General features: G+C 73.2%; 15 protein-coding genes. 10 read left to right on the forward strand and 5 right to left on the reverse strand.

Annotation, left to right across the window (positions count from 1 at the left end; translation table 11 throughout):
- Position 1: 1 nt before the first annotated feature.
- Entirely contained in the window at positions 2–454 is a 453-nt protein-coding gene (locus MVA48_RS17770; protein ID WP_246982138.1) for a DUF7144 family membrane protein, read from the reverse strand.
- Between the two features lie 126 nt (positions 455–580).
- Between MVA48_RS17770 and MVA48_RS17775 the strand changes: the two genes are divergently transcribed.
- From MVA48_RS17775 to MVA48_RS17810, 8 genes are all read left to right on the forward strand, one after another.
- Entirely contained in the window at positions 581–2,167 is a 1,587-nt protein-coding gene (locus MVA48_RS17775) for a molybdopterin-dependent oxidoreductase (RefSeq protein ID WP_246982141.1), read from the forward strand.
- Between the two features lie 124 nt (positions 2,168–2,291).
- Positions 2,292–2,957, forward strand: a complete 666-nt coding sequence (locus MVA48_RS17780; protein WP_246982143.1) for a fasciclin domain-containing protein — start codon at positions 2,292–2,294, stop codon at positions 2,955–2,957.
- A 170-nt stretch (positions 2,958–3,127) separates the two neighbouring features.
- The gene (gene pyrE / locus MVA48_RS17785) at positions 3,128–3,631 is read left to right on the forward strand and encodes an orotate phosphoribosyltransferase (protein WP_246982145.1); all 504 of its coding nucleotides are present in this window, start codon (positions 3,128–3,130) and stop codon (positions 3,629–3,631) included.
- A 120-nt stretch (positions 3,632–3,751) separates the two neighbouring features.
- Entirely contained in the window at positions 3,752–5,182 is a 1,431-nt protein-coding gene (locus MVA48_RS17790; RefSeq protein WP_246982147.1) for an FAD-binding oxidoreductase, read from the forward strand.
- On the forward strand, positions 5,179–5,769 hold the full coding sequence (locus MVA48_RS17795) for a pentapeptide repeat-containing protein (RefSeq protein ID WP_246982149.1): 591 nt from the start codon (positions 5,179–5,181) through the stop codon (positions 5,767–5,769). The genes MVA48_RS17790 and MVA48_RS17795 overlap by 4 nt, the downstream gene beginning before the upstream one ends.
- 63 nt (positions 5,770–5,832) lie before the next feature.
- Positions 5,833–6,864: a class II fructose-bisphosphate aldolase gene (gene fbaA / locus MVA48_RS17800; protein ID WP_246982151.1), complete on the forward strand. Its 1,032-nt coding sequence runs from the start codon at positions 5,833–5,835 to the stop codon at positions 6,862–6,864.
- The gene (locus MVA48_RS17805) at positions 6,864–7,286 is read left to right on the forward strand and encodes a DUF3151 domain-containing protein (RefSeq protein ID WP_246982152.1); all 423 of its coding nucleotides are present in this window, start codon (positions 6,864–6,866) and stop codon (positions 7,284–7,286) included. The genes fbaA and MVA48_RS17805 overlap by 1 nt, the downstream gene beginning before the upstream one ends.
- Before the next feature lie 214 nt (positions 7,287–7,500).
- A complete protein-coding gene (locus MVA48_RS17810; protein WP_246982153.1) occupies positions 7,501–7,644 on the forward strand; it encodes a GPGG-motif small membrane protein in 144 nt (47 codons plus the stop codon).
- A 7-nt stretch (positions 7,645–7,651) separates the two neighbouring features.
- On the opposite strand, the gene MVA48_RS17815 is transcribed toward MVA48_RS17810, so the two are convergent.
- The 3 genes from MVA48_RS17815 to MVA48_RS17825 form a co-directional block, all read right to left on the reverse strand.
- The gene (locus tag MVA48_RS17815; protein ID WP_246982154.1) at positions 7,652–8,461 is read right to left on the reverse strand and encodes an ATP-binding cassette domain-containing protein; all 810 of its coding nucleotides are present in this window, start codon (positions 8,459–8,461) and stop codon (positions 7,652–7,654) included.
- On the reverse strand, positions 8,458–9,519 hold the full coding sequence (locus MVA48_RS17820; protein ID WP_246982155.1) for an ABC transporter permease: 1,062 nt from the start codon (positions 9,517–9,519) through the stop codon (positions 8,458–8,460). Before MVA48_RS17820 ends, MVA48_RS17815 begins: the two co-directional genes overlap by 4 nt.
- A gap of 145 nt (positions 9,520–9,664) precedes the next feature.
- Entirely contained in the window at positions 9,665–10,279 is a 615-nt protein-coding gene (locus MVA48_RS17825) for a hypothetical protein (RefSeq protein WP_246982156.1), read from the reverse strand.
- Positions 10,280–10,344: 65 nt separating this feature from the next.
- Here MVA48_RS17825 and MVA48_RS17830 point away from each other — a divergent pair, with 65 nt between their 5' ends.
- The gene (locus MVA48_RS17830) at positions 10,345–11,634 is read left to right on the forward strand and encodes an adenylosuccinate synthase (protein WP_246982158.1); all 1,290 of its coding nucleotides are present in this window, start codon (positions 10,345–10,347) and stop codon (positions 11,632–11,634) included.
- Between the two features lie 65 nt (positions 11,635–11,699).
- On the opposite strand, the gene MVA48_RS17835 is transcribed toward MVA48_RS17830, so the two are convergent.
- Positions 11,700–12,752 (reverse strand): glycerophosphodiester phosphodiesterase family protein, encoded by a 1,053-nt coding sequence (locus MVA48_RS17835; RefSeq protein ID WP_246982160.1) that lies wholly within the window; start codon positions 12,750–12,752, stop codon positions 11,700–11,702.
- Between the two features lie 105 nt (positions 12,753–12,857).
- On the opposite strand from MVA48_RS17835, the gene rsgA reads away from it, so the two are divergent.
- On the forward strand, positions 12,858–13,880 hold the full coding sequence (gene rsgA / locus MVA48_RS17840; RefSeq protein WP_246982162.1) for a ribosome small subunit-dependent GTPase A: 1,023 nt from the start codon (positions 12,858–12,860) through the stop codon (positions 13,878–13,880).
- The last annotated feature ends 79 nt before the right edge of the window (positions 13,881–13,959 follow it).

Genomic DNA, 13,959 nt, shown 5'->3' on the forward strand with positions numbered 1-13,959 from the left:
GTCAGTCGTGCGCGGGGCTGCCGGCCAGCCAGTCCTTGGTCGGGCGCGTGAGCAGGCTGGTCAGCGCCGCCACGGAGCAGACCATCAGCAGCAGCGAGAGCGCTGACGCGGCGGCCGCCGCGAGGATCGACAGCAGCGTCACCACCGCCAGCAGCGAGGTGACCAGCACGCCCAGTCGGCGGGCCCAGGCGCGCCGGCGTGGCAGGAAGGCGGCGGCGGTCAGCGCCGTGAGGCCGATGACGGTGTAGGCGAGCCCGAACAGCAGGAGCGTCTGCGCTGCCTCGGAGCGGTCGACGCCCGAGCTGACCAGGCGGTCGACCACCTCTCTCTGCGCGATCCAGGTGAGGGCGGAGTTCAGCAGGAGCAGCACGCCGAGCAGGGCCATCAGCACGACCGCGACGCGGGTTGCCGTGGGCATGGGCGGGCGCTGGGTAGCCGGAGCCTTCTCGGTCACGGCACCAGCCTGGCAGAGCGGGGACCCTGGGCTCTGCCGCGGCACCGGCGGCGTCGCCGAGAAAAAAGTTGTGCGCAACGAATCCGGATCGGGTCCGGCTGCCGAAAGCCGGGTGTGACCACCTCCGTGCAGGCTCCGCCCCCTGCCCCGGGCACCCCGCGGCAGGCGACTGCCTCGCGCGGCCTGCGCCGGGTCTGGGCCGGGTCGGCCGGGCTGCTCGCGGCGGCGGTCGCCCTCGGTCTCGCCGAGCTGGTCGCCGCGTTCGTCGGACCGAACTCCTCGCCGGTCATCGCGGTCGGCGACGCGGCCATCACCCTGACGCCTGAGTCGGTCAAGAGCTTCGCGATCGAGACCTTCGGCGAGAACGACAAGATCGCGCTGGTCGTCGGCACGCTGGTCGTGATCGCCGTGTACGCGGCCGTGCTGGGCCTGCTCGGGCTGCGCAGACGACGCCTGGGCGTAGCCGGTGTGGCGCTGTTCGGCCTCATCGGGGCGCTGGCGGCGATCACCCGCCCCGCCGGCGGCGTCCTCGACACGCTGCCCTCCCTGATCGGGGCAGCAGCCGGGATCGTCGCCCTGCTCGCGCTGCTCTCGCCGCTCGCAGCGAACGCACCGGCGGTCGGCTCGGGAGAGGACGGCCTCGACCGCCGGCGCCTCCTCCTGACCGGTGGCGTCGCGCTGGCCGTGGCCGCGGCCGCCGGTGGCGGCGGCCGGCTGCTGCTCCGGAGGTTCGAGGTCGCGGGGGAACGAGCCGACCTACGGCTGCCCACCCCAGCGTCGCGCGCGCCGGCGCTGCCCGCCGGCGCCGACCTCTCGGGGGAGGTCGACGGGCTCACGCCGCTGTTCACCAGCAACCGCGACTTCTACCGGGTGGACACCGCGATCACGGTGCCGCAAATCCGGCCCGGCGACTACCGGCTCGAGCTGGCCGGCATGTTCGACGCTCCCCGAAGCTTCACGCTCGAAGACCTCCTGGGCCGCGACGACGTCATCGAGCGCGACGTCACGCTCACCTGCGTGAGCAACGAGGTGGGCGGGAAGCTCGCCGGCACCGCCCGCTGGACCGGCATCCCCCTCGGGGCGTTCCTGCGGGAGAACGGCATCCGCTCCAGCAGCGACCAGCTCGTCTGCCGCGACGTGAACGGCATGACCATCGGTACCCCCACCCGCTCCGCCCTCGAGGTGGCGGACGCGATGCTCGCGTTCGGCATGAACGGCGAGCCGCTGCCGATCGAGCACGGCTTCCCGGTCCGCATGCTGATCCCGGGCCTGTACGGCTACGTCTCCGCGTGCAAGTGGCTCACCCGCATCGAGGCGACCACCTACGACGCCTTCGACGCGTACTGGGTCGAGCGGGACTGGGCCGCCGAGGGGCCCATCAAGCTCGCGTCGCGGATCGACACGCCGGCGCCCCTGCGCGAGTTCCCGGCCGGTCGCCGTGCCATCGCCGGCGTGGCGTGGGCCCAGACCCGCGGCATCGCCCGGGTCGAGGTCCGGGTCGACGACGAGGAGTGGACACCCGCCGAACTGTCGCCCGAGGTGGACGCCGACCTCTGGCGCCAGTGGGTGCTGCCCTACGACTTCCGACCCGGCCGGCACTCGATCGCCGTGCGCGCCACCAGCGCGGACGGAGAGGTGCAGACCGAGGAGCGGACTACGCCCTTCCCCTCCGGGTCCAGCGGCTGGCACACCGTCCAGGTCGTCGCCGCGTGACCGGCACCCCCCAGACTCGTCCCGGCGCCCGCCGGTGACGCGACATCCGGACCGCGACCGCGGCCGGTGCACCACCCGCCCGCGACAATGCGGTCGCACGGACAGGACAAAGGAGCACCACCTCGTGAAGAGCAACCTTCTCTCCCGCGGCGCCGTTCTCGCTGCCGTCTCCACCCTCGCGCTCACCCTGAGCGCCTGCGGCTCCGACGACACCTCGTCGGACGGCACCGCGTCCGCCGAGACCAGCAGCAGCCCCATGGAGACCACCGAGAGCGAGGACATGGCGATGTCCGACGAGCCCTTCGGCTCGGGCTGCTCCGCCGTCCCCGCCGAGGGCGAGGGCAGCTTCACCGGCATGACCGACGACCCGGTCGCCACCGCCGCCAGCAACAACCCGGCACTGTCGACCCTGGTCCAGGCGGTGACCGCGGCCAACCTGGTGGACACCCTGAACACCACGGACGACATCACGGTGCTGGCACCGGCGAACCCGGCATTCGAGGCCATTCCGGCCGACCAGCTCCAGGCGGTGCTGGCCGACACCCCCCAGCTCACCGCCATCCTGACCCACCACGTCATCCCGGGGCGCCTCACCCCGGAGGAGCTGGCCGGCACGCACACCACGCTGAACAACGACGAGGTCACCATCGAGGGCGAGGGCGAGGACTTCACCGTCGCCATGGACGGCACCGTCACGCAGATGGAGGCGTCGGTGATCTGCGGCAACGTGCAGACGGCGAACGCGACCGTCTACATCATCGACCAGGTGCTGGCCCCGGCCGCTGCGTAAGCACCCCCGTCCAGGGCCGTCGTCCGACCGCGGGTCGGGCGGCGGCCCTGCCGCGTGTCTAGGGTGCCGGGAATGGAGAAGGACCCGGTTCCCCCCAACCCTCGTCCCTCGGGCCGGGCCCCTGGAACGGGGCCGCACTGCCCGACCGCGACCGTCTGCTCCAGCTGATCGTGGACCTCGCCGTCGTGCACGGGAAGGTCACGCTCTCCTCGGGGCGGGAGGCGGACTGGTACATCGACATGCGCCGCCTGACGCTGCACCACGAGGGCGCACCGCTGGTCGGCCGGGTGATGCGGCAGCTGACCGGCGACCTGCGCTACGACGTCGTCGGCGGCCTGACCCTGGGTGCCGACCCGGTGGCGACGGCGATGCTGCACGCGGCGGCCGGCGGGGAGGGCTTCCTCGACGCGTGCGTCGTCCGCAAGGCCGGCAAGGCGCACGGCCTGCAGCGCCGGATCGAGGGCCCGGACGTCGCGGGGCGCGCGGTGCTGGTGGTCGAGGACGTCTCCACGACCGGCAGCAGCCCGCTGACCGCCGCCGAGGCGCTGCAGGAGGCCGGGGCGGAGGTCATCGCCGTCGCGGTGATCGTCGACCGCGGCGCGCGCGCCGCCGTCGAGGCGGCCGGTTTCGAGTACCGAGCCGCCTTCGAGCTCTCGGACCTGAGTCTGGCCTGACGCGCGGCGCGATGATCAGGTGACCTGATCATCGCGCGTCCTCCCTCGTGGTCCACCGTGAGGGAGGACGCTGGGCGATCAGGGAAGCTGATCATCGGGGGACGTCGCTACGGTGTGACGGTGGGCACAGCGTGGGTGGCCGAACTGCGGGACGCGCTCGGGGCCGACTCCGTGCTCACCGACCCGGATGTCACGGCGTCCTACGCCCGTGACCAGGCGATGCTGGCAGCCGCCGGCACGCCCGCGGCCGTGGTGTTCCCACGGTCGACGGCCGACGTCGTCGCGGTGCTGCAGGTGGCCACCCGCCACGGCGTCCCGGTCGTTCCGCGCGGCGCGGGCTCGGGGCTGGCGGGGTCGAGCAACGCCCTGGACGGCGCGGTCACCCTCGTCATGACCCGGATGGACGCCGTCCTCGAGGTCGCGCCGGCCGACCGGCTGGCCGTCGTCCAGCCCGGCGTGGTCAACAAGCAGCTCCGGGACGCCGTCGCCGGCGCGGGGCTGTTCTATCCGCCGGACCCGTCCAGCTATGACTGGTGCACGATCGGCGGCAACCTCTCCACCAACTCCGGCGGGTTGTGCTGCGTCAAGTACGGCGTGACCACCGACTACGTCCTGGGCCTGGAGGTGGTGCTGGCCGACGGACGGGTCCTGCGGACCGGACGGCGCACCGTCAAGGGCGTCGCCGGATACGACCTGGCCCGGCTGTTCGTCGGCTCCGAGGGCACCCTCGGCGTCATCACCGAGGCCACGCTCGCGCTGCGCCCTGCCCCTCAGCGGCCGGTGACCCTGGCCGCCACCTTCGCCACCACCGCGCAGACCGGCGAGGTCGTCGAGCGGGTGGTGACCGGCGGACTGGTGCCCAGCCTGCTGGAGGTCATGGACAACACGTGCATCTGCGCGGTCGACGACCTGATGCGCGCCGACCTCGACCGGGGTGCCCGGGCGCTGCTGGTCGCCCAGTCCGACGCCGGGGGAGCAGCCGCCGCGGCCGAGATCGCCGCGCTGGCCCAGCTGTGCGCGGCGGCCGGTGCGGACCTCGTGCACACCACGGACGACCCGGCCGAGGGCGACCTGCTCCTGGCCGCTCGCCGGATGGCGCTGCCCGCCCTCGAGCAGCTCGGCAGCACGCTCATCGACGACGTCGCCGTCCCGCGGTCGCGGATCGCGGCCTTCCTCGACGGCTGCGACGGCATCGCCGAGCGCCGGCAGCTCGTCATCGGCGTCGTCGGCCACGCCGGTGACGGCAACATGCACCCGACGATCTGCTTCGACCCCACCGACGCCGACCAGCGCGAGCGGGCCTTCGCGGCCTTCGACGACATCCTCGAGCTCGGCCTCTCCCTCGGCGGCACCATCACCGGTGAGCACGGCGTGGGATCGATCAAGGTCGACTGGCTCGAGCGCGAGATCGGCCCCGTGTCGCTGTCGGTCCACCGGGCGATCAAGGACGCGCTCGACCCGGCCGGTCTGCTCAACCCGGGCAAGGTGTTCCGGCGGGCGAGCGTCGCCGACCTGGCCGCCGTGGGCGGCCTGACGAGCGGGGCTCGGTGAGCGAGATCCGCGACGCCGACTGGTACGGCGCGGACCTCGGCGGGCAGGAGCACATCGACGTCACGTTCGCCGGCGTCGACCTGACCGAGACCACCGGGGACGGTGCCGTCTTCACCGACTGCACCTTCCGCGACTGCGCGTTCAACCTCGCCGAGCTCACCGATGCGGCCTTCGTGAACTGCACCTTCACCGGCTGCTCCTTCTTCCACGTCACCTTCGCCGGCTGCAAGCTCGTCGGCAGCACGTTCGGCCGGTGCACCTTCGACCTGCTGACCGTCAGCGGGGGCGACTGGTCCTTCGTCGGGCTGGCGGGAGCCGATCTCTCCCGTGCCACCTTCACCGGCGCGCGGATGCGCGAGGCCGACCTCACCGGCGTGCGCGCCGCGGGCGCGACGCTGCGCGGCCTGGACCTCTCCGCGGCCACCCTGGACGACGCCGACCTGCGCGGCGCCGACCTGCGCGGCTCGGACCTCTCGTCGCTCGACCCGCGCACCGTGCAACTCGCCGACGCGCAGATCGACCTCCCGCAGGCGCTCGCGCTGGTCACCGCGCTGGGCCTTCGCGTGCGCCCCGACGCTTCCGACTGACCGCCGCGGCGGGATACTGGTGTCGAGCTGCACCGCCGGACACCGACGACAGGAGTGCCCCGCATGCCCATCGCGACCCCCGAGGTCTACGCCGACATGATCAGCCGGGCCAAGGAGGGCGGGTTCGCCTATCCGGCGATCAACTGCACGTCCTCCGAGACCATCAACGCGGCGCTGCGCGGGTTCGCCGACGCCGGGAGCGACGGCATCATCCAGTTCTCCACCGGCGGCGCGGAGTTCGGCTCCGGCACCCGGGTGAAGGACATGGTGACCGGCGCGGTGGCGCTGGCCGAGTTCGCGCACGTCGTCGCCGAGAAGTACCCGGTGAACATCGCTTTGCACACCGACCACTGCCCCAAGGACAAGCTGGACGGTTACGTGCGGCCCCTGGTCGCCCTGTCGCAGGACCGGGTGAACGCCGGCCAGGCGCCGCTGTTCCAGTCGCACATGTGGGACGGTTCGGCGATCGACCTCGACGAGAACCTGCAGATCGCCGAGGAGCTCCTCGACAAGACCGCGGCGGCCAAGATCGTCCTGGAGGTCGAGATCGGCGTGGTGGGCGGCGAGGAGGACGGCGTCGCGCACGACATCAACGAGAAGCTCTACACCGCCGAGGGCGACTTCGTGGCCACCGCGCGCAAGCTGGGCCTGGGCGAGCGCGGCATCTACCTGCTGGCCGCCACCTTCGGCAACGTCCACGGCGTCTACAAGCCGGGCAACGTGAAGCTGCGGCCGGAGATCCTCAAGCGGGGCCAGGACGTCGTCGCGAAGGAGTTCGGCAGCGCCGACGACAAGCCGTTCAACCTGGTCTTCCACGGCGGCTCGGGCTCGGCGCAGTCGGAGATCCGCGAGGCGCTGTCCTACGGCGTGGTGAAGATGAACGTCGACACCGACACCCAGTACGCCTTCACCCGTCCGGTGGTCGGCCACATGTTCACCAACTACGACGGCGTCCTGAAGGTCGACGGCGAGGTCGGCAACAAGAAGGCCTACGACCCGCGCAGCTACCTCAAGGCCGCCGAGACCGGCATGGCCGCCCGCGTCGTCGAGGCGTGCGAGGACCTGCTGTCGGCCGGCCAGTCGCAGGGCGCCTGATGACCCACTCGCACCAGAACCTGCTCGGCGAGCCGCCCGCCACCCTCTTGCCGCCCACACCGGAGGCCGACCGCGAGCTGGCCGAGGGCACGCCCGCCGCGGAGGTCGCCTCCCGCCACCCCACCGTCAGCGCGGCCTGGGCCGCGCTCGCCGAGGAGGCGCTGGGTCGGCCCGAGCGGCAGCTCCGCGACACCGTCGAGGGCTACGCCTACGCGCGCACCGGCTACCACCGCGGGCTGGACGCGCTGCGCCGCAACGGCTGGAAGGGCTTCGGTCCCGTGCCGTGGGCCCACGAGCCCAACCGCGGCTTCCTGCGCTGCGTCACCGAACTGGCGAAGGCCGCCGAGGCCATCGGCGAGTACGAGGAGCACGAGCGCTGCGTCCAGTTGCTGCGCGACTGCGACCCGAGCCTCGCGCCATGACATCACATCGTCGCCCTACCGGGCCAAACCGCGGCCAGGTGCCGTCCCGGCCGAGCTGAGCCCACTCGTCGGAGCCTCGGGGACCCTCCGGGCCCCGCTCGCCATCGACACCGCACGGGCCGTCTCCTGCCTGCAGGTTTGCGACCGCTCCCCAGTGATCATGAAGAAGGGGCATGCGCCATGGTGGCGTCACGGGGGAGACAGGAGGCAGGTCATGGCCACGCTTCTGTGGATCCTCGCGGTCGTCCTGGTGGTCGCCGGCATCTTCGCGATCATCCGGGGCCAGCTCCTCTGGGGCATCGTGCTCATCATCGTCGGGCTGCTCGTCGGCCCTGGCGGGGTGAGCGTCTTCGCCTGACCGGCGCTCAGCGGCCGCCCTGGTCCGGATGCACTCCCGCCAGGGCGTCGCTGAGCGCGCCGAACTCCTCGCCCCCGGCCATCAACCGGGTCAGGTCCGAGGCGTCGACGTCCTCGCGGCCGAGCCTGCCCGCCACCCGGCCGTGCGCGAGCAGCAGGAACCGGTCGCCGACCAGGTGGGCGTACCGCGGGTTGTTGGTCACCAGCAGCACGGCCAGCCCCTGACCGCGGGCCGCGACGATCGCCTGCAGGAGCAGTGTCTGCTGGGCGACGGTGAGCGGCGCCGTCGGCTCGTCCACGATCAGGGCACGGGCCCCGAAGTGCATCGCGCGTGCCACGGCAAGGCTCTGCCGGGCACCGGCCTCGAGCGTGCTGGCCGGCTGGTCGGGGTCCAGGCCGGTCACACCGACCCGGGCCATCGCCTCGATCGTCACCTCCCGCGCGCGCTCGACGTCGAGGCGGCGCAACGGCCATCGGCCCCGGGTCGGCTCGGCGCCGAGGAAGAAATTGCGCCAGATCGACAGCAGCGGGGCCACCGCGAGGTCCTGCCAGACGGTGGCGATGCCGACCGCCCGCGCCTGCTTCGGCGACCGGAAGTGCACCGGTTCGCCGGCGAGCAGCAGCTGCCCCTCGTCGTGCCGCCGCAGCCCCGAGAGCACCGACACCAGCGTCGACTTGCCCGAGCCGTTCTCCCCCAGCACGCAGGTGATCTGGCCGGCCGACAGGGCGGCGTTCACCCGGCACAGCGCCGTCACGCTGCCGAAGCGGACGGTGAGCCCGCGCAGCTCGAGGACGGGCAGCAGGACGCTGGAGCTCACGACCGCGGCACCGCCTTCAACCGGCGGCGGACCACGCCGTTGGCCAGCAGGGCGACCAGCAGCAGGACGCCGAGCAGCGCCTGGAACCAGGGGGCGTCCCAGCCGGCCAGGGTGATCCCCTGCCGGGCGACCGCGTAGAGCAGCGCGCCGACCGCCGCCCCGACCGCCGACCCGTACCCGCCGGTCAGCAGGCAGCCGCCGATGACCGCGACGACGATGAACTCGACGCCGGTGGTCAGGCCGGCCACGCCGACCTGGACGCTCTGCAGGCGGATGAGCGCGAGGGTGCCGAGCAACCACCCCGCGGTGGCGCTGAGGCAGAACAGCACCAGCGTCGTGTTCCGCACCGGGACGCCGAGCTGGCGGGCGGCGCGCCGGGCGCCGCCGCTGGCGAAGATCGCGTTGCCGAAGCGGGTGCGCCACAGCGCCCAGCTCGCGACCGCGGTCGCCGCCAGCCACCAGAGCAGCGACACCCGGAACCGGCCGTCTCCCAGCTGCAGGGTGGCGCCGAACACCGCCGAGGCCGACTCCCAGCCCGGCGCACCGTCGAGATCGGCGATCCGGGCCGAGCCGGCCACGCCCTGGACGGCGGCCTGCGAGGTGCCCTGCAGGACCAGGAACGTGGCCAGCGTGACCAGGAAACTGGGCAGCCCGGTGCTGACCACCAGGAGGCCGTTGACCAGGCCCACGAACAGCGCGACCCCCAGGGACGCGGCCAGGGCCGGCCAGGCGCCCCAGCCGGCGTGCCCGATGAGCAGCGCGGTCACCAGCGAGCTGGCCACCCCGAGCACGCCGATGGACAGGTCGAACTGGCCGGCGATGAGCAGCAGGGAGACGGCGACCGCGCCGATCCCGAGCACCGCGGCGACATCGAGGACCCCGGCCAGCCCGCCGGAGGTGAGCAGTGCCGGCGCCCGGACGCCGAAGAAGGCCACGACCACGACGAGACCGATCACCGCCGGCAGGCTGGGACGTGCCAGCGCCCGCAGCAGGGGTCCCCGCCCGCGCGTCAGCTCGACCGGCGCGGCGCCCAGCCGGGGCAGACGGTCGGTGCTCACCGGCGCGTCCCTGCGGGCAGCCGCGGTCCGGTCGTGGCGCGGGGCGACGGCAGCGTGACCTCCTCGACGGACGGGTGCGCCCAGTGTCCACGACCGGACTGTGCAGAGTGCAGCGACCGGACGCGCCCAGGTCAGGCCGGACGCGTCATGGCTGGAGCCGCCAGCGGATCCGGTGGTCGGCGTACCAGGTCCAGCGGGTGACCGGCCGGGGGTAGGGGACGCCGTCGCGGATGATCCGGGCCGGGTCCGAGGCCACCTGCAGGGCCCGGCCGCTGGTCTGCCGGGTCGGCCGCAGCGGCAGCGTCATCACCGTCACGCCGATGGTGTCCACGGCCTGCCAGTCGGGCCGGACGTCGATCCGGGTGATCTCCCCGTCGGCCACCTTGATGTCGTCGTGGTGGGCCGCCAGGCCCAGCCGGCGGCTCAGCGACCGTCGCCCGTCGCCGGCCGCCTCGATCCGCCCGTGGTGCAGGAGGACGCCGCCGTGGTCGTCCCGCACCAGGCACAGGTGCCGGGCCTCTCCGGTGCCCACACCGATGGCGCGGGCCAGGGCGACCGAGCTCTTGTCGCCGGCCGGCTCCCAGGCGACCGGGACGTCGGCGGTCCGCGAGGCCTTCAGCAGCTGGGTGAGGACGCCGGCCAGCGCGGGGACCGGACCGCGGACCACCACCGAATCGGCCTCGCGCGCGCCCGCGACGTCACCTTCCCGGGGGGCAACACCGGCCTCCAGGCGGCGGAGGTCGAGCTCGACGGAAGCCATGCCGATACCCTGCCATCTGCCCGCCGGGAACCGCCTGGTGCAGGACCGAGGAGATCCAGGACCGCATGCCGGCTGTCGTGCTGATCGGTGCCCAGTGGGGGGACGAGGGCAAGGGCAAGGCCACGGACCTCCTGGGTGGGCGGGTGCCCTACGTCGTCCGCTACCAGGGCGGCAACAACGCCGGCCACACGGTGATCACCCCGGACGGCGAGAAGTACGCACTGCACCTGATCCCGTCGGGCATCCTCACGCCGGGCTGCACCCCGGTCATCGGCAACGGCGTGGTGATCGACCCGCAGGTGCTCATCGGCGAGCTCGCCGGCCTCGAGGAGCGGGGCGTGGACACCTCGCGGCTGGTGATCTCCTCCGACGCGCACCTGATCATGCCGCACCACCGGGCCCTGGATAAGGTCACCGAGCGCTTCCTGGGCAAGCGCCGGATCGGCACGACCGGACGCGGCATCGGCCCGGCCTACGGCGACAAGGTCGCCCGCGTCGGCATCCGCGTGCAGGACCTGCTCGACCTGTCCATCCTGCGGCAGAAGCTCGAGGGCACTCTGCAGGAGAAGAACCAGATCCTGGTCAAGGTCTACAACCGCAAGGCGATCGACGTCGACGAGGTCGTCGCCGAGTACGCGGAGTACGCCGAGGCGCTCAAGCACCGCATCGTCGACACCCGCCTGCTCCTGGGCAAGGCGCTCGACGCCGGCGACTGGGTGCTGCTCGAAGGTTCGCAGGGCACCCTGCTCGACGTCGACCACGGCACGTATCCGTTCGTCACGTCCTCCAACCCGACCTCGGGTGGCGCCGCGACCGGTGCCGGCATCGGCCCGACCCGCATCGAGCGCGTGGTCGGCATCCTCAAGGCCTACACGACGCGCGTCGGCTCGGGCCCGTTCCCGACGGAACTGTTCGACGCCAACGGCGAATACCTGCGCAAGCAGGGCGGCGAGGTGGGCGTCACGACGGGGCGCGACCGCCGCTGCGGCTGGTTCGACGCCGTCGTCGCCCGTTACGCCAGCCGGGTCAACGGCATCACCGACTACTTCCTCACCAAGCTCGACGTGCTGTCGGGCCTGGAGTCGGTGCCGATCTGCGTGGCCTACGACGTGGACGGTGCCCGGCACCACGAGATGCCGATGACGCAGACCGACTTCCACCATGCGAAGCCGATCTACGAGGAGATGCCGGGCTGGTTCGAGGACATCCGGCACTGCCGGACGTTCGACGAGCTACCGGTGAACGCGCAGGCCTACGTGCGCCGGCTCGAGGAACTCTCGGGTGCACGGATCAGCGTCGTGGGCGTCGGTCCCGGCCGCGGGGAGAACGTGGTGGTCAGAGATCTCCTGAGTTGAGTCAGGTGCGCCGTCCGTGGCGCGGGGCCGGAGGCTCCCGCCGCGGACGCGCCGACACGCTCAGCTCAGCGGGGGGACGGCACCTGGCCGCGGTGCTGCCCGGAGGGCAGCAATGCGCACAGCTCCCGGATGGCCGCGGCGGCGAGGTCGGGGGAGTCGGTGATGAGCCCGTCCACGCCCAGGCCGAGCAGCTGGCGGGCCTCGCCGAGGGCGTCCCCCATGGCACCGGGCGCCTCGCCGCGGCGCAGGTGCTCGGGCAGGAACGCGTTCTCGGCCCGCAGCGTCCAGCAGAAGACCGACAGCGCCGCGCGGTGGGCCTCCTGGACCAGCGCGGAGGCGCCGCTCACCGGGCGGCCGTCGGCCTCCAGCAGCACCCGGTGCCAGCTGGGGCCGACCGCCTGGGCGTAGGTCGATATCTCGCGCAGACCGGCCGGCGTGACCATGCCGTCGCCGGACTGCCCCTCCGGGACCAGCTGCACCATCTGCGGGTCCTCCCCCAGCCGGGCGCGCAGGTCGCGCAGCACCGTCGGGTCGAAGGACTGCAGCAGCACGGTGCCGTCGTCGGCACCGAGGCGGCGCAGCTCCTCGCTCACGAGCTCGGCCATGGGGAGCCCGTGCGCAGTGCACCACCCGGGGTCCTTGAGCTCGGCGAGCACCCGGATCTGCCGCTCGGCGGTCGATCGGGTGCGCGCGAGCTCGATGACCTCGGCGAGGGTGAGGATGCCGAAGTGGCCGTCGTAGGCCGTGTTGAGGGGCCGCAGCTCGGGCATGCGCTCGACGGCGCGGAGCGTCTGCAGCTCGGGATAGGTGAAGTCCTCGGCGAACCACCCGGTGCAGACCTCGTCGTCGACCGCCCGGGTGGTGCGGCGCTCGGCGAACTCGGGCCGCGAGGCGACGTCCGTGGTGAGCGAGAGCTCGCTCTCGTGGCGGACGACGAGGACGCCGTCACGGCTGATGACGACGTCCGGCTCGATCAGCTCGGCGCCGAGGTCGATCGCCAGTTCGTAGCTGGCGGTCGTGTGCTCGGGTCGGTAGGCCGGAGCGCCGCGGTGGCCGATGACGACGGGCAGGGGAGTGCCGGTCGCCGGCCGTCGGGCCGGCGACTGTGTCGCGTGCATGTCACCCACAACACCTGAATCGGGTGTCCGCAGGGCGAACTGAAGAGAACGTGTCGCCCACAATTCGGAAGACACCACTCTGACCAGCCCGGCACCATGCGTCCCGTGACCGATCTCTCAGCGTCGGGCTGGACGCCCGACCGTGCCGCCGAGCTCCCTCCGGGGACCGCGCCGGGGCGCGTTTCCCGCGTGGACCGGGGACTTCTGAGCGTGCTGACCGCCGCCGGGGACGCCCGGGTGCACCCTGCCGCGGCCCTGTACGACGCGGACCCGGGCGGTCCGGCGGTGGGCGACTGGGTGGCGATCCGGGGTGAGCTGGCGGTCGCCGTCCTCCCCCGAAGGAGTGCCTTCGTCCGCACCGTCGCGGGACGGACGTCGGCCGCGCAGGTCGTGGCCGCCAACCTCGACGTCGTCCTGGTCGTCGATGCGTTGATCGGCGAGACCCGCCTCCGCCGCGTCGAGCGGTATCTGGCCGTGGCGTGGAGCAGCGGCGCGACGCCGGTCGTCGTGCTGACCAAGGCCGACCTGTGCGACGACGTGCCGGCGGCTGTGGAGCTCGTCGCGGAGGACGCCCTCGGTGTCCGCGTGCTCGCCGTCAGCGCGGTCACCGGAGAGGGCCTGGACGACGTGCGGGCGCTGCTGGGGCCGGGGCGGACGGCGGCGATGGTGGGCCCGTCGGGCGTCGGGAAGTCCAGCCTCGCCAATGCGCTGGCCGGCCGCACGCTGGTCGCGACCCGGGAGATCCGGGACGACGGCCGCGGCCGCCACACGACCACCGCCCGCGAACTGCACGTGCTGCCCGGCGGCGGGCTGCTCGTCGACACCCCGGGCATGCGCGAGCTCGGCCTCTACGACGACACCGAGGGCGTGGGCACCGCGTACGCCGACGTCGCGCTGCTGGCGGCCGAGTGCCGGTTCCGCGACTGCCGGCACCGCACCGAGCCCGGCTGCGCGGTCGCGGCCGCGATCGTCGACGGCCGGCTGGACCCGGCGCGGATGGTGGCCTGGCGCAAGCTGCAGGCCGAGGCGCACCGGCAGCTGCTGCGCGTCGACGCCCGCGCCCGGGCGGCCGAGCACGCCCGGGTCCGGGCCTTCCACCGGTCGCTGCGCGACCAGCCCCACCGTTGAAGGACCACCCTTCCCCCCACGCCTCGCCGGCTCGGCGCGGAACCCTGAAGGGCGGCCGTTCAGCACGCTGCGGGGCTCG

This window comes from Blastococcus sp. PRF04-17 (genome assembly GCF_023016265.1).
Lineage (GTDB): Bacteria > Actinomycetota > Actinomycetes > Mycobacteriales > Geodermatophilaceae > Blastococcus_B.